20 protein-coding genes are annotated in these 16,583 nt (G+C 65.3%); 7 read left to right on the plus strand and 13 right to left on the minus strand.

Translation table 11 applies throughout. From position 1 onward, the window contains the following. Positions 1-64: 64 nt before the first annotated feature. Positions 65-1,198 carry an ABC transporter substrate-binding protein gene (locus ACZ9CK_RS07880; RefSeq protein ID WP_476049681.1) on the minus strand — a complete coding sequence of 378 codons (1,134 nt, stop codon included), beginning with the start codon at positions 1,196-1,198 and terminating at the stop codon, positions 65-67. 1,563 nt (positions 1,199-2,761) lie between these two features. Here ACZ9CK_RS07880 and ACZ9CK_RS07885 point away from each other — a divergent pair. Beyond that, complete coding sequence (locus ACZ9CK_RS07885; protein WP_476049682.1) at positions 2,762-3,175, plus strand: hypothetical protein; 414 nt, start codon at positions 2,762-2,764, stop codon at positions 3,173-3,175. Positions 3,176-3,209: 34 nt separating this feature from the next. On the opposite strand, the gene ACZ9CK_RS07890 is transcribed toward ACZ9CK_RS07885, so the two are convergent. Together ACZ9CK_RS07890 and ACZ9CK_RS07895 are read right to left on the minus strand one after the other, a co-directional pair. Next, entirely contained in the window at positions 3,210-4,283 is a 1,074-nt protein-coding gene (locus ACZ9CK_RS07890; protein WP_476049683.1) for a DNA polymerase IV, read from the minus strand. A 31-nt stretch (positions 4,284-4,314) separates the two neighbouring features. Then, positions 4,315-4,743 (minus strand): ester cyclase, encoded by a 429-nt coding sequence (locus tag ACZ9CK_RS07895; RefSeq protein ID WP_476049684.1) that lies wholly within the window; start codon positions 4,741-4,743, stop codon positions 4,315-4,317. 192 nt (positions 4,744-4,935) lie between these two features. Here ACZ9CK_RS07895 and ACZ9CK_RS07900 point away from each other — a divergent pair, with 192 nt between their 5' ends. Then, positions 4,936-6,156, plus strand: coding sequence for a metal-dependent hydrolase family protein (locus tag ACZ9CK_RS07900; protein ID WP_476049685.1), 1,221 nt, complete (start codon positions 4,936-4,938; stop codon positions 6,154-6,156). A gap of 297 nt (positions 6,157-6,453) precedes the next feature. Here ACZ9CK_RS07900 and ACZ9CK_RS07905 read toward each other — a convergent pair whose 3' ends face one another. Beyond that, positions 6,454-6,930 (minus strand): pyridoxamine 5'-phosphate oxidase family protein, encoded by a 477-nt coding sequence (locus tag ACZ9CK_RS07905; protein WP_476049686.1) that lies wholly within the window; start codon positions 6,928-6,930, stop codon positions 6,454-6,456. 190 nt (positions 6,931-7,120) lie between these two features. Here ACZ9CK_RS07905 and ACZ9CK_RS07910 point away from each other — a divergent pair, with 190 nt between their 5' ends. Together ACZ9CK_RS07910 and ACZ9CK_RS07915 are read left to right on the plus strand one after the other, a co-directional pair. Further along, positions 7,121-7,543, plus strand: coding sequence for a pyridoxamine 5'-phosphate oxidase family protein (locus ACZ9CK_RS07910; protein ID WP_426303259.1), 423 nt, complete (start codon positions 7,121-7,123; stop codon positions 7,541-7,543). A 28-nt stretch (positions 7,544-7,571) separates the two neighbouring features. Then, positions 7,572-8,423: a universal stress protein gene (locus tag ACZ9CK_RS07915; RefSeq protein WP_426303260.1), complete on the plus strand. Its 852-nt coding sequence runs from the start codon at positions 7,572-7,574 to the stop codon at positions 8,421-8,423. A 99-nt stretch (positions 8,424-8,522) separates the two neighbouring features. Here the strand turns inward: ACZ9CK_RS07915 and ACZ9CK_RS07920 are convergent, their stop codons facing one another. The 3 genes from ACZ9CK_RS07920 to ACZ9CK_RS07930 are packed head-to-tail and all read right to left on the minus strand — an operon-like array spanning position 8,523 to position 9,715. Next, complete coding sequence (locus ACZ9CK_RS07920; RefSeq protein ID WP_476049687.1) at positions 8,523-8,720, minus strand: P-type ATPase actuator domain-containing protein; 198 nt, start codon at positions 8,718-8,720, stop codon at positions 8,523-8,525. Between the two features lie 60 nt (positions 8,721-8,780). After that, on the minus strand, positions 8,781-9,245 hold the full coding sequence (locus ACZ9CK_RS07925; RefSeq protein WP_426303262.1) for a pyridoxamine 5'-phosphate oxidase family protein: 465 nt from the start codon (positions 9,243-9,245) through the stop codon (positions 8,781-8,783). Then, positions 9,242-9,715: a pyridoxamine 5'-phosphate oxidase family protein gene (locus tag ACZ9CK_RS07930; protein ID WP_426303263.1), complete on the minus strand. Its 474-nt coding sequence runs from the start codon at positions 9,713-9,715 to the stop codon at positions 9,242-9,244. The genes ACZ9CK_RS07925 and ACZ9CK_RS07930 overlap by 4 nt, the downstream gene beginning before the upstream one ends. A 127-nt stretch (positions 9,716-9,842) precedes the next feature. On the opposite strand from ACZ9CK_RS07930, the gene ACZ9CK_RS07935 reads away from it, so the two are divergent. Continuing rightward, positions 9,843-11,573 (plus strand): GAF domain-containing sensor histidine kinase, encoded by a 1,731-nt coding sequence (locus tag ACZ9CK_RS07935; RefSeq protein WP_476049688.1) that lies wholly within the window; start codon positions 9,843-9,845, stop codon positions 11,571-11,573. Positions 11,574-11,604: 31 nt separating this feature from the next. Here ACZ9CK_RS07935 and ACZ9CK_RS07940 read toward each other — a convergent pair whose 3' ends face one another. Next, on the minus strand, positions 11,605-12,291 hold the full coding sequence (locus tag ACZ9CK_RS07940) for a response regulator (RefSeq protein WP_476049689.1): 687 nt from the start codon (positions 12,289-12,291) through the stop codon (positions 11,605-11,607). A gap of 168 nt (positions 12,292-12,459) precedes the next feature. On the opposite strand from ACZ9CK_RS07940, the gene ACZ9CK_RS07945 reads away from it, so the two are divergent. Both ACZ9CK_RS07945 and ACZ9CK_RS07950 read left to right on the plus strand, forming a co-directional pair. Continuing rightward, on the plus strand, positions 12,460-12,669 hold the full coding sequence (locus ACZ9CK_RS07945) for an MBL fold metallo-hydrolase RNA specificity domain-containing protein (RefSeq protein WP_476049690.1): 210 nt from the start codon (positions 12,460-12,462) through the stop codon (positions 12,667-12,669). A 118-nt stretch (positions 12,670-12,787) separates the two neighbouring features. Then, complete coding sequence (locus ACZ9CK_RS07950) at positions 12,788-13,651, plus strand: universal stress protein (RefSeq protein ID WP_476049691.1); 864 nt, start codon at positions 12,788-12,790, stop codon at positions 13,649-13,651. Here ACZ9CK_RS07950 and ACZ9CK_RS07955 read toward each other — a convergent pair. From ACZ9CK_RS07955 to ACZ9CK_RS07975, 5 genes are read right to left on the minus strand one after another with little or no spacing between them, the layout of a single operon-like run. Next, on the minus strand, positions 13,635-14,528 hold the full coding sequence (locus tag ACZ9CK_RS07955) for a universal stress protein (protein WP_476049692.1): 894 nt from the start codon (positions 14,526-14,528) through the stop codon (positions 13,635-13,637). The two genes, ACZ9CK_RS07950 and ACZ9CK_RS07955, sit on opposite strands and share 17 nt — an antisense overlap. A 2-nt stretch (positions 14,529-14,530) precedes the next feature. Further along, on the minus strand, positions 14,531-14,926 hold the full coding sequence (locus tag ACZ9CK_RS07960; RefSeq protein WP_476049693.1) for a universal stress protein: 396 nt from the start codon (positions 14,924-14,926) through the stop codon (positions 14,531-14,533). Between the two features lie 40 nt (positions 14,927-14,966). Continuing rightward, complete coding sequence (locus ACZ9CK_RS07965; RefSeq protein ID WP_426303273.1) at positions 14,967-15,263, minus strand: SHOCT domain-containing protein; 297 nt, start codon at positions 15,261-15,263, stop codon at positions 14,967-14,969. Between the two features lie 19 nt (positions 15,264-15,282). Continuing rightward, a complete protein-coding gene (locus ACZ9CK_RS07970; protein WP_476049694.1) occupies positions 15,283-16,029 on the minus strand; it encodes a glucose 1-dehydrogenase in 747 nt (248 codons plus the stop codon). Positions 16,030-16,074: 45 nt separating this feature from the next. Continuing rightward, positions 16,075-16,404 carry a DUF3040 domain-containing protein gene (locus ACZ9CK_RS07975; RefSeq protein WP_476049695.1) on the minus strand — a complete coding sequence of 110 codons (330 nt, stop codon included), beginning with the start codon at positions 16,402-16,404 and terminating at the stop codon, positions 16,075-16,077. Between the last annotated feature and the right edge of the window lie 179 nt (positions 16,405-16,583).

Here is a 16,583-nt window from a genome sequence, read left to right on the forward strand (position 1 = left end):
CGTCACTAAGAGTTGTGGCTTCCCGGGCCGTGGTGGCCCGGGAAGCCGGGGGTTTGTGGTGCCCTTAGTCCTGGCCGAGGCCGGCGGCGGAGGTCTTTGTGCCGGTGACCTCGTTCAGGGCGCGCAGGTCGAAAATGCCGTTGAGGTCCGCGGCCTTGGTGGTGCCGGCGTCCACGCCGTCCTGGAGCAGTTTCTTGTAGGTTGCGGCCAGCGGGTCGGTGGTGAAGGTGATGTTCTGCAGGGAACGGGCGATCACGTCCGCGGCCAGCGGCTTGCCCGCGCTGTCCTTGAGGGCGGCGTTGATCACGGAGGCCTTCTCGGCGGCCGGGGCGGTGTTGAGCCAGTCCACCGCCGCCACGTGGCCCTTCAGCAGGGCGGTGACGGTTTCGGGGTGCTCGGCGGCGAACTTCTTGTTCACGATCAGCACGGTGGTGACGAACTCGCCCTTGGCCCACAGGTCCTTCTCGTCCACCAGCACCTTGGCCCCGGCCTGCAGGACCAGGCGGGAGGCCCAGGGCTCGGGGACCCAGGCGCCGTCGATCTTGCCGTCCTGGAACAGCTTCAGGGTCTGTGCGTTCTCGGTCGGGTTGATGTTCACGTCCCCGCTGCCGTCGGTGGAGGTCTTGTAGCCCTGCTTCAGCAGCCAGGCCCGCAGCGCGACGTCCTGGGTGCCGCCCAGCTGCGGGGAGGCCAGGGTCTTGCCCTTCAGCTCCGCCGCGGTCTTGATCCCGGGCTTGACGACCAGCTGGGCGCCGCCGGCGGCGGCGCCGGCGATGATCCGGATGGATTCGCCGTTGCTCTTGACGAAGGAGTTGATGGCCGGGTTCGGGCCGATGTAGGTGGCATCGATCGCGCCGGCGTTCAGGGCCTCGATCGCGGCCGGGCCGGCGTTGAAGACCTGGGTGCTGAGCTTGGTGGCGCCGAGTTCCTTGGCGATGAGTCCCTTGCTGACACCGACCAGGGCCGGGGCGTGGGTGACGTTGCCGAAGTAGCCCAGGCGCAGTTCCGCCGCCGGGGAGGTGCCCGCGGCGGCCGGGGCCTCGTTGTTCCGGGCCACGGCCGAGGCCACCGCGGCGCCGGCGCCGATCAGCAGGGCCAGGCCGACGGCGATGCCCACCTTCAGGCCACGCCCGGCCTTGGGCTTGTTGCTCTCACCCGCAACGATGCGGGTAGTCGGGTTGTCGTGAGGTGATGGCACAGGCGTAATCCTTTGCGAGAGGGCAGGCCTGCATAACGCTCCAGGCCCAGGAACGGAGATGGTTGGGGTGTGTCCGCGGGACCCGGTGGACGTGGGCGGGTGGGGCTTAGGCGCTTGGTGCCGGGTTGTACGCGGAGGTCTGATGCCGAGGCTGCGTGCCTTGGCTGGATAGAGATTACGGTTGCAGCCTCATCGCGACAACGAGGCATGACACCTGCTGTCATTGGGCGACGCTGGGGTTAACGGCCCGTCGTTTGGTGTCATTCGAGGACCAAAACCTTCATGCAACAAGGCTCTCCGAAGACTCAGGGCAGCTTGTCTAGCGCGTTATGGTCACGACCTCTGGCGGGCAGAATGACCATCGCTTGCGCGCCTGACAGTGCTGACGAGTTGAGCTTGGACCGGGGTGTACGGGGCGTGATGTACCCGGACCGCATGAGTGCTTGCCTGTGCCGCAGGCATTACTCCAGGTTCGGGGCAGGTGGGGGAGTCGGGCTCATTTGTCCTGGTGTTCTTGGGCTTCTCTGTGCTCCGTCCATCGAGGGGGACGGTGGGGCACAGGTCGGTGATGAGACCCATTCCGGCGTATTCGCGCATGGCTTCGATGCCTGCCACAGCTGCACGCTTGTCCGGAAAATCCGTGGAGAGGGCCACCATGGTCCCATTGGGGGCTGTGACCCTGAATCTGAAGCAGCCGTACTCATCTTCGAAGAGTTCGAACGAACCGGTCATGACTGTCCTCCTGGAATCCGGCCATCAGCCGGGTGTTCGTTTCTCATGGGGCCGGGGCGCGACGCTGCGTCCTGGCGATGAGGGGATCAAGGGATCGGGTGCATGGCCGCGAGTGTGAGCCGCGCCACATTTGTCACGCCAACCTACCCGAACGGAATCGGCGCTGGCGAGTGCTGTTCCAGTCACAATAAGTCTGCTATGGCAGACCAGGAGGGGCAGAGCTCAGTCGTACCACTGCCAGCCCGGTGGTACCCATCCCTCGGGACCATGCTGGGAATAGTGGCTTCCACATTGCTTGCAGGTATAGCTCACGACGGAGGCGGCCAAACCTTGGCCCTCGGTGCCGTAGCAGGCAGGGACGAAGGCGTCGTAGCTCAGGTGGGCGGAAGCGCCGCAATTGCGGCAGCCAGGACGTGCCTGGGGTAAGACGGGAGCGGAGGCGTGTGCGCCGTGCTGTCGGTGCGGGGTTGCGGGCATCATGCGGGTACCAACCTTCCAATCGAAAGCCGGACCCCCTGTAGGCCAAAGCTCGAGACCATGCGGGGGCCTCATGAATCGGGCGCGTCGGTCCGGAAGGGCCGGACGCCGGTCAAAAGATGAAGCAGTTTTCGGGGCAGGACGTGATGGTGATTCACAGCACTTTACCCGGCGGATGCCGGCGTGGGTAGAAGTCAATCGCCGGAAGGAACGAGCGGTGCTTTCAATGCGTAAGGGGCGGCCGGCAGGAGTGGAATTGAGTACGGGTTACCCGGGCGTCGCGCTGTATTGGCGGGTAGCCTTAAGTAACACGCCAGTCGGCTCCGCCCCCACAAAAACACCCAGGAGCAGAACATGAGGTTCCACCGGCACTTGCTTACGTATGCCACCGTGCTTACGGTGATTTTCGGCCTCACGGCCGCTCCCGCGGACGCCGCACCCAAACCGGTATCGTTTGCCCAGGTGACCGCAACGCTCTTGCCCTTCAACCAGGTGCGGGTCGAACTGACAGTGAAATGCGAGCCGTCGGACACCTATCAGTTCCAGATTTTCCATGTACTACAAGGCGAGACGGCCGGATGGAACGATGACCCCACTTTCCTTCCCACTCCTTGCGGCACCCGGGAAATTCTGCCCGCGTCCGGTCTTACCGGCTTGTTCGAGCCGGGGAAAGCCCAGTTGCACGCGCTCCTGAATATCTGTGAAGGAGGAGACCCGGCGGCTTGCTCCGTGGCCGAGGTCTGGAAGACCGTCAGGTTGCGTACATGACCTCACCCGGGCCGGCAAGGAAAGCCTGACGCCGTCACCAGCCGCCGCGCGTCGGCGTATGTCCCTGCCGGGCGTCGTCGGGCATGGCCATTTCGGCCCGCAGGCCCAGGAGCCGGATCGGCCGACCCGCCTCGATCGAGGCGGCAAGGTCCAAGACCCGCGCGAGGATTTCGTTCCGGTCGGATGTCTCGGGAATCTTCTTCGCGTGGGTCGTCGTGAAGAACGGCGCGTACCGGACCTTGAGCGTCAGCCCGATCACGGGCCGTCCTTCAGCAGCGACATCCTCAAGGACGCGCGCTGTCAGGTCCCTGACGGCGTCGTCCACTTGGCCGTGCTCGGTGAGGTCACGCTGGAAGGTGGTCTCCCGGCTGTGCCCGCGGGCAACCCACGGGGTGTCGTCCACGACGTCGGCACCGTCCCCGCGTCCGAGTTGTGCATACCAAGGGCCCATCCGCGGGCCGAATTCCGGGACCAGGCTTTGGGGATCGGCCGCGGCGAGTTCGGCGACTGTGTCGATACCGAGCTTGGCCAGCCGGGCCGACACGCGGGCTCCGACGCCCCACAGCTCCTTGGTGGGCCGGCTGCCCATGACGTCGAGCCAGTTCGCGGCAGTGAGCCGGAAGACCCCGGCCGGTTTGCCGAAACCCGTAGCGACCTTCGCCCGGACCAGGGTGTCGCCGATGCCCACGCTGCAATGCAGCTGCGTCCGTTCCAGGACGGCGGCCTGCACCTGCCGGGCGTAGGTTTCAGGATCCTCCGTCCTAATGCCCACAAAGGCCTCATCCCAACCCAGTACCTGCACGGTGGCACCTGGCTGAGCGCGCAGCGTTGCCATGACCGTTTCGGACGCCGCCAGATAGGCCTCGAAGTCGACGGGAAGGATCACGGCGTCCGGCACTTTCCGGGCCGCAATTCGCAGGGGCATTCCGGAGCCCACACCGAAGGCCCGGGCCTCATAGGACGCGGTGGACACAACGGCCCGTTCGGTGGGGTCGCCCCGGCCGCCGACAATGATCGGCTTGCCAGCAAGCTCCGGCCGCCTGAGTACTTCGACCGCAGCAATGAACTGGTCGAGATCGACGTGCAGCACCCACCGGATTCCGCTCACGCCACCAGTCTGCCCTAACGTCCCGGGAAGGTCAGCCGGCTGGGAGCCCGAGTCGGGCGCCAATCTCGCTGAATGCTCCATAAAGATCCGGCACGCCCCACCATTCGACTAGGAAGCCGTCCTCGAAGCGGAGGACCTGAATGGAGACGATTTTCAGGGACTTGCCGGTCGCGGGCAGTCCCAGGAACGGCCCCGTGTGCACTCCCCGCCACGTCATCCGGGCGGCGACTTTGTCGCCCTCCACGACAGTGTCTTCGACGTGCCCCGTGAGCTCGGACAGCCCGGCATGGAGACCCCGCATCCAGAAGACGATTCCGGCCAAACCCGGAGGCTGACCAGGAACGGGGCCATGGTCCACGATGTCCGGACTGACGATCCCGGCCAGCGCGTCCTCGTCGTTGGCCGCGACGGCGGCGATGAGCCGGCCGTATGCCTCCCGCAGTCGATCATTGTTGCCCATGGTTGCTCCTCGAGTGGCGGCCGGAACGGCTACGACCAAGTTTGGACGCCGCGGCAGACGCGGGCAAGGGCGGGAAGACCGGTGGCGGCCGAGTGCCTGGGGGAGGTGGTACCGCTGCTGAGGTCCTTCGATGCTCATAGACTGATGCGCAATTGGCTAGACAGACACCGGCCGTCATCTCGTGGCGACACCATGGAAGAGACCACAATGCATTCAACGCACAGCACCGTTCTCACTGTCCGGAACGCCTTGATCTTCGACGGCTCATCGCCCGGGCTCACGGAAGGCTCGATCGTCTTCAAGGACGGGATCATCGCCGAGGTCGGAAACGTGGCTCCGCAAGGCGAGGTACTCGACGTCGCCGGCAAAACGGTGGTTCCCGGCCTGATCGACGCGCATTTCCATGCCTACGCGGTTGGCCTCGGGGGATTCGAGGTCGAACGCGGCCCGCTGAGTTACGCCGCTCTTGTGGGCGCCAAACGCCTGGAGTCCGCCTTGCGGAGGGGTTTCACGACGGTCCGGGACGTGGCCGGTGGCGATGTGGGTCTCTCGCGCGCCATCAAGGGCGGCCTCTTCCCGTCGCCACGCTACTACTTCACCGGGCCCGCCCTCAGCCAGACCGGGGGACACGGTGATCCACGGTCCGCAGACCTCGATCTCTGCTTCAGCCATGGTCACATGTGCGCCGTCGTGGACGGCGTGGATGAACTGAGGAGGACCGTCCGTGACAGATTCCGGACCGGCAGCCATGCCATCAAGATCATGACGTCGGGCGGAGTCGTGTCGCTCACCGATCCCATCCGGGTACCCCAGTATTCCGGTGAGGAGATCCGTGCGGTCGTGGAGGAGGCCACCCGCCGCGGCAGCTATGTTGCCGCGCACGCCTACTCTCCGGAAGCGATCGTCCACTCGGTCGAAAACGGCGTGCGGTCCATCGAACATGGCAACCTCCTGGACCGCCAAACTGCTTCCCTGATGGCAGATCGCGGCAGCTACCTGGTCCCCACTCTCGCTACCTACGATGCGATGAACCGCCGGGGCGCAGGCCTTGGACTGAACCCGGTTTCGCAAGCCAAGAACGCTGAGGTTCTGGACGCCGGAAAGTCCGCCATCGAGTTGGCACTGCAGGCGGGCGTCACGGTGGGCTTCGGTACCGACCTCATGGGCGATCTGGAAGACGAACAACTTGCCGGTGTCCGCTTGCACACCGAGGTGGCCGGTGTTTTTGAAACACTGAAGTCGATGACTTCGGTCAACGCTGCGCTCCTGCAGGACGGCGCGATCGGCCGGATCTCGGCAGGTGCGGCCGGAGATGCTTTGATCCTCGACGGGAATCCCTTCGAGGATCCTGCCGTGCTTTGGGAGGAGGAGAGGCCCCGGACGGTGATCCACGATGGCCGGGTGGTCCGATGAAAGAGGGGGCCGGTTGCCGAACGGCAACGGGAGGGACTCTCATGAGCCATTCTCACCGCTTCCGGGGGTTGTGTCCGACGACGGTTCCGGGCGGCATCGGGGCGCCGAACACGGGGCCAGGCTTGGGCCGCTTGGCGTGTCGCTCCTCTTCGGAGATCCGTTTGAGGTGCTGCAACACCCACGGGACCATGTACCCGCGCGCCCAGATGATGTCATCGGCCGCCGCCGTCAAACGGGCGGCGGGCAGCGCGATGTCACAGCCGTTCTTCCGGTCGATTTCTTTGCCCGCCCGGCATGTCAGGCGTCGGTGCCCTCGGGTGGCAGGTTCTGGGCCAAGGGAGGCCACCATTGCGATGGCGCGCTGATGACGAAACGCCGACCGCTGAGGTCGGTCGGGACGATTCGGATGAGCTGGTCCTTTGCGCCGGCTTCCCACGGTGAGAGTGAGGTTGCTGCGGCCTCCTGGAGCTCTTCGGCATCTTCGACGAGTTCGGCCGTTCCCTTGACCACGACGCTCCACGCGATGGTGCCGTAGGCGTTGAGGCCGTCCGCCTCGAAGGCAACCGGGTTCCCGCCTTGCAGTGCGCTGAGCTTGGTGCCCGGCCCGGTACGGAAGATCAGCGTGCCGAAGTTGGGCACATAGTTGACCGGGAAGATTTCAGGGTCTCCGCTGCTGACCAGGGCCACCCTGCCGACAGAGGATGTCTCAAGGCATTTCCAGCAGTCGTGCACGGTGAGGGAGACGGTTTCAGAAGCCGGGGCCGGATTTTCCATGTGCCGAGCGTAGGTTCCAGGCGCACCGCGCGGTAGGGCAGAAAGTCCCGCAAAGCAGAAGCAGGGAGCGGCGACGGCAGCTGCGTCGTGACTTTCGGCCCTGTTTCTGCTGCCCGTTCCGGGGAAGACTAGGGCCCACGAACCGGTGCGTTTCCTTGTCGGGTACCGCCGAACAGCCAGGAGGAAGACCATGGAAAGTGATGAACGGCCCGGAACTGTCCTGGACGAGGAGCAGTCGTGGGGCGTGCTGCGCCGGTGCGGGCACGGCCGGCTCGCTGTATCGGTCTTAGGCAAGCCCGACATCTATCCCATCAACTACATCGCGGACGATGGCGTCCTGTTGATGAGGACGAACCCTGGAACGAAGCTGGCCGAACTCACGGTCAATGCGAACGTTGCCTTCGAGGTTGACGAAGTGACCGACAGCGAAGCCTGGAGTGTGGTGGTGACGGGTACGGCGAGAGTGGTCGAGTCGCAGTCGGAAGTGGACAGGCTGGACAAGCTTCCGCTCAAACCGTGGATCCCGACGCGCAAATACACGTATGTGGAGATCACTCCCGAGCACATTCACGGCCGGCATTTTGAGCTCGGCGACGAACCCGAGAGGTACTAGGCCCAGTGACGGCCGGCTTCGGACAGGCGTGAATAACGTGAAGGGCAGGATCCTCCTTGGCACCAACGGATCCCCCGCGGCGCTCGCGGCCGGGGACTGGGCGGCCGTCCGCGCCGTCGACGTCGGTGACGAGCTGGTGCTGGCGCATTCGGTCCCCGCCCGCGCCGTGTTCCGCGTCGAGGATTCCTATGAGTCCGCCCGGAAGCACGGGCAGGAGCTGCTGGACGGTGAGGCGGCGCGCCTGTCCGCCCGGCACCCGCATCTGAGGCTCGCAAGCGTGCTCGCCGACGGCGAAGTTGCTCAGGTCATGCGCGGACTTTCCGAAGAAGCAGATCTGGTGGTCGTGGGAACGGACCGTGGCCCCGACGCCCACGGTGAAGGATTCGGTTCGGTAAGTTTCCAAACGTCAATCATCAGCCAATGCCCCGTGACAGTGGTTCCTGTGCTTGGGCAGCGTCCTGCCGCGGGCGTCGTCGTGGGAGTCGACGGCTCCCTGGAATCCGGAATCGCTGCGGAACATGCAGCTGCGGAGGCAAACCGACTGGGCGAGGACCTCACGATTGTGCACGCCGCACGCGACATTTCAGCGGGGCGGGAAATATTGAGCGCGGCCAAGGACAGTGTCACGGCCGCGAACCCGGGCCTGCCGGTGCATGAACTGCTGGATCTGGACCACGGCCCGGCCGAAGCGCTCCTGAAAGCAGGCCTCGGTGCCAGGTTGCTGGTTCTGGGCTGCCGCGGCAAGGGGGGCCTTCGCGTCCTGATCGGTTCGGTCGCCAAGGATGTTCTGTTCAAGATTCATTGTCCGACCCTTGTTACCCGTCCGGCCGGTACTATGGCCGGACTTCGTACCGCCTCGAGCCGGGACGGAGCGCCCTGAGCGCGTTGAGTATGGTCGCGAGGTCCGCCAGCTCCTGAAGAAGGGCCCTGCCCACGGCGGGGATAAAGCCGAAGGCCGCCACCAACATCAACCCGATGCTCAGCAGGATCCCTGTCCAGATGCTTGTCCGATCTCCACCGCCAACGCGGATTCGGCCGGAAGGCTCTCGCCCGTCAACGTCGATTCGTCGAAGACTGCCGTCGGCGAGAGCAGCCTTCCATCGACGGGGAGGACCTCGGAAGGCCTGACCACCAGGATGGTTCCAGCCGCTTGCCCGGTGGCCAGCAGGATTCCCATGACGCCGGCAACAAGCGCGGTGCGGCGAGCAGCGGGAACTGCAGGAACCAGGGTGCCGGGCTAGTGGAACTCTTCGGTTCGGGCATCGGTGACCGGGGTGGTCCAGATGTCAGGTCGAGTCGTCTTGAACCGCCGGCCGGTGACGACCGCGGGGAGGAGGCGCAGATAGTGGACCTTCGGGCCCGGCTGCCAGGGATCCAGGTGCAGGGCATCGACAACCTTCTTTTCCTGCGGATCCGTGATGATCCGGACGGGGCCCTTGACGACGACGCTCCAGGCCGTGCCCGTACCGGCATCGTAGCCATCGACTTCCATCGCGCAGAGATCCTGAATTGCCGCCCGGACCTTGGTCCCGACGTCCGAGCGGAAGACCGCCGTGCCTTTGTCCAACACGTAGTTCACCGGGAAAATCTCCGGCTGCCGGTCCACGATCACCGCCAGCCTGGCAACTGTGGCTTGGCCGAGCAACTCCCAGCATTCCGCAGGATCGAGCCTTTCGGCGGGATTCCCAGGCTTCCCGTTCATTCCAGGCCTGCCCGGGTTGCATCGTCCAAGGGACTCCACCACGTCAGTGGTGACGTCACTTTGAAGCGGCGGCCGGTGATCGACGTCGGGACGATCCTCACAAAGGCGTCTTTCCTGCCGGCCTGCCAGGGGAACAGCAGGAGTCCCACCGTATCCAGGACCTCCTGGGTCAGGGTCACTCCGACGGCTCCACCTTTTACTACCACGCTCCAGGCGATGCCAGTATCCTGGTCGACGCCGTCGGCTTCCAATGCCACGGGAGCGTCACCCAGGGCCGCGTGAAGTTTGGTTCCCTCCCCGGTGCGGAAGACCAGCGTTCCGTGATCGACCTTGTAGTTGATCGGGAAGATGTCCGGATGGTTTGCCGCCCAGACCGCCAGTCGTCCCACGGACACGCCCCGCAAGAGGGCCCAGCATTGTTCGGCGGACAGGACCTCGACGCCGGAAACAGGTGATGGCTTGTTCGTCATGGCCCCGACGGTACGCCCTTGCCCTTTCCTGGAACAGGGCACAAAGGCCCCTGCCCACATTGGATGCTGGAACCCGGTCATACCGCCGGGTAGGCTGGCATCGGAGCGTATGGAAGGGACCCCTGATATGTCCAGCCCGGACCAGGAACGGACCGAACACCATCCGGCTGCGGGGATCCGGATCGAAGAATTGCTCACGGAATTCCTGGCCAAAGCCAGCGAGCTTCTTCACGCCCAGGAGCACATGCGCGGGCTGCTGGAGGCGGTTGTTGCGGTCGCCGAGGACCTCAGCCTGGAAGCCGTCCTGGACCGGGTGGTCACATCGGCCTGCCGGCTGCTGAAGGCCCGTTACGGTGCCCTTGGGGTCATCGGCGAGGGCAAGGCGTTGAGCCACTTCATTACTGTCGGCATAGATGAGGAGCTCGCCGGCAGGATCGGGCCACGTCCCACCGGCCATGGTGTGCTGGGCCTGCTGATCACCGAGCCTGTGCCCTTGCGCCTGCATGACCTGCGCGAGCATCCGAACGCTTACGGGTTCCCGCCAAATCATCCCCCCATGAAGTCCTTCCTGGGGGTTCCGATCCGTGTCCGCGACGTGGTGTTCGGAAATCTCTACCTCACCGAAAAAGAGGGCGGGGAAGACTTCACCGCTGAAGACGAGGACCTCGCCGTCGCCCTGGCCGCCGCCGCCGGTGTCGCCATCGAAAACGCCCGGCTCTATGAGGATGCGCGGCGCAGGGAGTCCTGGCTGGAAGCCTGCATGGATGTGACCGGCACGATGCTTGGCGGCGAGCGGGCCCTGGAGCAGGACGAACCCCTGGAGGAGAGCAATTGGGGGCTCAACCTGATCGCTGACCGGGCGCTGCGCGAATCCGGCGCCGATCTCTCGCTGATCCTGATCCCGGCGGACAGTAGCGGAGCCTACCGGGTACTCGGAGCTTCCGGGGAACACGCCGGGCAATTCGCCGGCGAACTGTTGGCCCTGGACTCCGCGGAAGTCCGGGGTGTCGCGGGCGGCGGCCCCCCGGCCTTGGTCGACGAAGCGGGCTTCCTTCTGGGCACGGCCGACGGCATGAACCTCGGTCAGCTCCTGGCGATTGACCTCAGTGCCCACGGTGACCACCATGGTCTCTTGATCCTGGTCAAGGCCCGCGGCACCGGACCCTTCTCGAGGACGGATATCGAGATGGGCGCTGTTTTCGGTTCGCACGTCGTGCTGGCCCTTGAGCTCGATCGGGCCCACCGTTTGAGGGAACAGGTGGTTCTCTTCACTGACCGGGACCGGATCGCCAAGGACCTGCACGACGTGGTCATTCAGCGCTTGTTCGCGGCAGGGCTGAGCATTCAGAGCCTTCGGCGCTTCACCACCAACGAGGCCGCCTTGGCCCGGATCGATTCCGTTACGACAGAGCTCGACCAAACCATCCGCGACTTGCGCGACACCATTTACTCGCTTCGCGCCGGTGCAGGGGAGCGGGAACTTCTGAGCAGCCGAATCCTGCAGGTGGTCCGTGGGGCGACCCGTTCCTTGGCGTTCGCGCCGCACTTGACCTTGACAGGGGCCGTGGATTCCGTGCTCGACGACGATGCTGCCGCGAACCTGTTGGCCGTCATTTCGGAGGCGCTTAGCAACGCCGTGCGGCATTCCGGCGCCGGGTGGATCGGTGTGTCCGTCGCCGCCGGGGACGGGAAACTGTCGCTATCGGTGGAAGATGACGGCTGCGGATTCGCCGACCCCGTGCCCGGCAACGGCCTCGTCAACATGGAACGGCGGGCCCGTGAACTCAACGGCACCTTCTCAGTCAGCAGCACGCCGGAATCAGGCACCCACTTGGAGTGGGCCGTTCCAGCCCGGTGAGGACAACTCCGCCGAGAATGCGGAGCTGTCCTCAGCGGCGGGGTGCAGAACCGGTTTCCGGCCCGTGCGCCATGAACACCGCTGCCTGTGTGCGCCGTTCGAAGCCCAGCTTCGACAACATGGATGAAACGTAGTTCTTGACGGTCTTTTCGGCCAACAGCATTTCTTCGCCGATCTGGCGGTTCGTCAACCCCTGACCGACGAGTTCGAGCACCCTGCGTTCCTGTGGCGTCAGGGCTGCCACCCGCGGGTCCAACGGTTTCGGCTCCGTGAGCCCTTCGACGATTTTCGCTTTCAATCCGGCGTCAAACAGCGATTCACCCTGCGCGGCTTTGCGGAGTGCCCCCAAGAGGTCGGAGCCGCCGATCTCCTTCAGGACATAGCCTGCGGCGCCGGCCAGGACCGCGCTTCGGAGGGCCTGTTCGTCGTCGTAGCTGGTCAGGATGAGGCACACCAGGGAAGGGTCCACTGAACGCACATCGCGGCACACCTCGATGCCGGTGCCGTCCGGCAGGCGGGCGTCCAGGACTGAAACGTCCGGGCGCAGCGCCGGGATGCGGCGGGCCGCTTCTTCGGCGGAGCCGGACATGCCGACCACGACGAACCCTTCACCCTCCAGAAGCTCCTGGAGACCCCGGCGGACCAGTTCGTGGTCGTCAAGGATGAAGACACTGATCGGTTCGCCGGAGGAACGATGTGAGGCTGATTTACGGTCCATGGTTCTCCTGTCCCAGCAGGGCGTCGGCTTTGAGCGGGATTCCCTTATCCCGGCTCTGACATTGTTTCTTGCCTGCTCGAACCCCTACAAGGGTCGAAGGACCCAAACGGCCCCTGTGACTTTTGGCACTGTGTTGCCGCGTTGCTTCTGTCCACGCCGGGCGGACCGATGAAAATCATCTCAGCCAGAGGAATGCTCACGGGAGGCCGGATCCTGGATCACCTTGAAGCTACGGGCCGGATCCCCGGCATAACCTATGTCACCCATGGGGAGCCCGATGCCTCAGACGCGCTGCACACACGCATCAAGCGCGAGCTGGGCTGGAACGCGAGGGTACCGGAGTATCTGGAAACCGTGTCCCTGGACAACCCCCGCTGACTGCCGCATCGGCGGGCCCCGGCAGGACTTCCGGCCCTAACCCCACAGGGGCGGGAAGGGAAAACTGGGCTTGAGGATCCGCCCGGGTCCACTAACTTGACGAGGAACGGGAACCACCATGAAGAATCCGATTGTCGTCGGAGTCAACGACACCGAAGCCAGCCAGGCAGCGGTTGCCTGGGCGATGCACAGGGCGGCGGCGTTGAAACTGCCGGTGCTTCTGGTCCATGCGCTGGATGACCGCTGGTCCTACGAAAGCTACTCATTCATTGACGTGATCAGGAAGTCCGGCGCCGAGCTCCTTGAGAAGGCGAAAGCCCGGGCGATCGAGGCGGAACCATCCATTGAGCTGAGTACTAAACAGGTTTCGGGAAGCACAGGATACGTGCTGCGCAAGCAGTCCCGGAAGGCGTCGACGGTGGTCGTCGGCTCCGGGGAATCATGGTTCGGCGGCGCGGTGACCGACAGGGCGCTGCAGGTGGCCGCCGTCGCGCTCTGCCCGGTGGCCGTGGTGGGAACGGAGGCGCACGACGGCGGGCGGCGCGGCATCCTGGTCGGTGCGGACGGTTCCGAGGAAGCCACCCAGGCTGTCGCCTTCGCGGCGGCGGAGGCGGACCGGGAACGCCAGGATCTGACGATCCTGCATGCATTTGGAAGCCCCCGGTTCCAAGTGCCCAAGGGGGTGCCCAGCGAGCTCGCCGAACGTGCCGCGGAGGAAGAACGGGTCATCTTGTCGGAAACCGCAGCAGGTCTGGCGGAAAGCTACCCCGACCTCACCGTCCACGAGGTTCTCGTAGCCGATAAGGACCCGGCGCAGGCTCTCGTCGGGGCCGCCGGTAACGCCCGCCTGCTGGTCTTGGGGAGCCGGGGAAAGGGAGCGTTCAAGCGGCTGCTGATGGGATCCACCGCCCATGCGGTGCTTTCCCAACTTCCGTGCCCCACGATCATTACCAGGGTCCGCCCGGTCAAGCGCGGGCAGTAACGGGCCGGAACGGGCCGGCGGGGCGGACCACCAGCACGGGACAGCCCGCGTGGTGGAGCACCGCATGTGCGGTCGAGCCGATGCTTCCCCGGACAACACCCCGGCCGTGGGTGCCGACGACGATGGCGCTGGCATCCCGCGCCGCATCGAGCAGGGTGCCCGCGAGCGAAGCGCCGGTAAGTAGTCGCGTCTGCACATCGAGGTCCGGTGCCCAGCGGCGGGTGGCACGGACGACGTCGTCGAGCAGGTCCTCCGGCCGGATCGCCTCGGCAAACTCAGCGGCCCGGTGCCTTCCGCCATGCTTGTGCTGGACATGGACCACCCGCAGTTCCGACCCGGTGGACGTCGCAAGTGCGCATGCCTGCCGGACGGCGGGCTCCCATTGCGGCGGATCCTCTTGCCCGCGGTCATCGGCATCAACGCCGACGACGACGGGCCCGCCCTCTTGACCGGTGCCGCGGATGACCGCGATGGGACAGTCCGCCGTGGCCGCCAGTTCAAGGCTGACCGAGCCGACCATCAGGCCCATGAAGCCGCCGATGCCGCGGCTGCCGACGACCAGCATGCCGGCGTCGCTGGAAAGTTCCCTGAGAACCGAGGCGGGCCAGCCGTACTTCAAGACCGGGCTGACAGGCAGATCGGTCGACGCTTCCCGCGCGAGGGCCGCTCCTTCGGCCAGCACGGCCTCGGCAGCGTGCCGCAGGCCGCTGCCCGCGATCCCGGGCACCGGCCCGAGGTCATGGGTAAAGGCCGGCCAGAGGGAGCAATGAACCACGGCAAGCCCGGCGTCCCGCAAGGATGCCTGGCGCGCTGCCCAGCGGACCGCGGCAGCTGCTTCGGCCGAGCCGTCATACCCGGCGACAATTTGTGCTGCCATGGTCAGCCGGCTTCAGGTGTGTGGACTACGAGCACCGGGCAACAGGCGTGCGCCACCAGGGCGGAACTGACGGAGCCGAGGAGGAGCCCGCCGAAGCCTCCGTGGCCGCGCCGGCCCACAACGACCATGTCCGCGTCCTTGCTGGCCTCGATGAGCATGGTCCGCGGGTGGCCGTGGACCAGCCGGGGTACGACGTTGTCCGGCAGTCCGGGCCCGAATGCCTTCCCGACCGCCTCGTCCAGGGTGTTGCCTGCCGCCTTTTCGAATTGCCCGATCCCCATGGCTATGTAGCCGGCATAGGCCTGGGGATAGTCCCAGAAGGCCGTTGCGGCTTCGATCGAGGTGTCCGAGCCATCCACGCCCACAACGATCCGGCTACCGGATGAATTTCTGTCCATTGCTCCTCCTGGCTTGTCGGCGCGACGATCTTTCGGGGAGTTATTTTGCACCCGGTGTGGCGCCGCCGTCGCTACGGGGATAGCCGCGCAATATCGCGATGGACCTCTGGTACTCATCGGCGCCGATTTCACCCCTGGCGAAGCGTTCCGCCAGGATATGTTCCGGGTGGGAAACAGTCGGCGGAACGAATCCGCCCTCAGGGTAGTGCCGGTCCTGCGGCCTGGCCAAGGAACGGGCGAAAAGAATTACGGCCGTGATGACCGTTCCCCAAAGAAGCAGCATGGCCACGGCCATGAGCACGTAGCCCCAGGCACCCATCTGCATGTTCCAGTACACGTCGTCCGATCCTCCCGGTTCAACTTGCTGACGTCGGGGTGACCGTGCCGGCCGTATCGCCGCCGTCGATGACGAACTCTGCGCCGGTGACGAAGGAAGCTTCATCCGAAGCAAGGTAGAGGATGAGGTCGGCGACTTCGCCCGGATGGCCCATGCGGCTGATCGCCACATGGCTCATATCCATGGTCATGCCGGCGGTCATCGGGGTGGAGATGACGCCAGGATGGACGGAATTGACCCGGATACCGTGGCGGCCAAGATCGAGTGCCGCGCTCTTGGTGAGTCCGCGGACACCGAATTTTGACGCCGTGTAGCCAGGGATCTGCTCGTATCCGCGCAAGCCCGCAATCGAGGAGACATTGATGATGGAGCCTCCCTTGGACGCTTTCAGTGCCGGAATCGCGGCCTTGATTCCATTGAAGGTGCCTGTCAGGTTGACGGAGATGACGGAGTTCCACTGTTCCAGTGTGTACTCCTCGATGGAGGCGAAATTGACGATTCCGGCATTGTTCACCAGGACATTGAGGCCCCCGAAAGTGTCGACGGCGGCTGCCACGGCTGACTCCCAGTCCTGCGGTGAGGTCACATCCAGGTGAACGTACAGGGCGCCCGATCCGATGCGTTCCGCCGTTTCCTTGCCTTCGTCATCCAGGACATCGGCCAGCACCACGCGTGCTCCTTCGCCGTGGAGCCGGGCGGCCGTGGCGGCCCCGATGCCGCGGGCTGCGCCTGTCACCAGTGCAACTTTGTCAATGACGCGTTCCATGAGTTGTTCCTTCGCTTGGGGTGGGATGGGAGCTGGGCCAAGTGCTTATTGGTTTGCCAAGGGTCCGCTGCCGTCCGGAGACGGCCCCTTGGCGCGCGGCAGGCTGATCCGCAGCCGGGTGTGCTCGAAGACGAAGTAGGCCCCGGACGCCATGATGGCGAACCCCACCAGGCCGAGCCCCGTGAGCTGCGTGGCGATGCCCGCCATAAGAGTGAAGGTCCCGACAAGCAGGATGAAAGCGCCAGTTACCCTGCGGGCGGGACGCACGGATTCGGCGGGCCCGGCGCAGAGCTTGGCGGCCAAGCGCGGATCCTCCTGCAGCAGGTGCTCGGCGAGCAACTCCAATTGGTGTCGCTCATGTTCAGTAAGGGCCATTGCTTCCTCCTCGTCGAGCAAGGTGGCCGGTAGATCACCCGGGCCTTACGGCCGTGGGTTTGCTTCAAGCATCGGTCCGGCCGCTTGCTGCCGACAGGGCCGAAAGTCACCAGGAACGGGAAGCTCGCCGGCGTCCCCTACCGGGTCTGCGCCAGGCACCGCCCGCCGGGGAGGACTTT

This window comes from Arthrobacter sp. TE26545 (assembly GCF_056279005.1).

Bases quoted from the DNA above. Each gene is read 5' to 3' on its own strand.
- ACZ9CK_RS07885 (WP_476049682.1), top strand. From the start codon at position 2,762: ATGAGGTTCCACCGGCACTTGCTTACGTATGCCACCGTGCTTACGGTG.
- ACZ9CK_RS07895 (WP_476049684.1), bottom strand. From the start codon at position 4,743: ATGGGCAACAATGATCGACTGCGGGAGGCATACGGCCGGCTCATCGCC.
- ACZ9CK_RS07900 (WP_476049685.1), top strand. From the start codon at position 4,936: ATGGAAGAGACCACAATGCATTCAACGCACAGCACCGTTCTCACTGTC.
- ACZ9CK_RS07905 (WP_476049686.1), bottom strand. From the start codon at position 6,930: ATGGAAAATCCGGCCCCGGCTTCTGAAACCGTCTCCCTCACCGTGCAC.
- ACZ9CK_RS07910 (WP_426303259.1), top strand. From the start codon at position 7,121: ATGGAAAGTGATGAACGGCCCGGAACTGTCCTGGACGAGGAGCAGTCG.
- ACZ9CK_RS07920 (WP_476049687.1), bottom strand. From the start codon at position 8,720: ATGGGAATCCTGCTGGCCACCGGGCAAGCGGCTGGAACCATCCTGGTG.
- ACZ9CK_RS07925 (WP_426303262.1), bottom strand. From the start codon at position 9,245: ATGAACGGGAAGCCTGGGAATCCCGCCGAAAGGCTCGATCCTGCGGAA.
- ACZ9CK_RS07930 (WP_426303263.1), bottom strand. From the start codon at position 9,715: ATGACGAACAAGCCATCACCTGTTTCCGGCGTCGAGGTCCTGTCCGCC.
- ACZ9CK_RS07935 (WP_476049688.1), top strand. From the start codon at position 9,843: ATGTCCAGCCCGGACCAGGAACGGACCGAACACCATCCGGCTGCGGGG.
- ACZ9CK_RS07940 (WP_476049689.1), bottom strand. From the start codon at position 12,291: ATGGACCGTAAATCAGCCTCACATCGTTCCTCCGGCGAACCGATCAGT.
- ACZ9CK_RS07945 (WP_476049690.1), top strand. From the start codon at position 12,460: ATGAAAATCATCTCAGCCAGAGGAATGCTCACGGGAGGCCGGATCCTG.
- ACZ9CK_RS07950 (WP_476049691.1), top strand. From the start codon at position 12,788: ATGAAGAATCCGATTGTCGTCGGAGTCAACGACACCGAAGCCAGCCAG.
- ACZ9CK_RS07955 (WP_476049692.1), bottom strand. From the start codon at position 14,528: ATGGCAGCACAAATTGTCGCCGGGTATGACGGCTCGGCCGAAGCAGCT.
- ACZ9CK_RS07960 (WP_476049693.1), bottom strand. From the start codon at position 14,926: ATGGACAGAAATTCATCCGGTAGCCGGATCGTTGTGGGCGTGGATGGC.
- ACZ9CK_RS07970 (WP_476049694.1), bottom strand. From the start codon at position 16,029: ATGGAACGCGTCATTGACAAAGTTGCACTGGTGACAGGCGCAGCCCGC.
- ACZ9CK_RS07975 (WP_476049695.1), bottom strand. From the start codon at position 16,404: ATGGCCCTTACTGAACATGAGCGACACCAATTGGAGTTGCTCGCCGAG.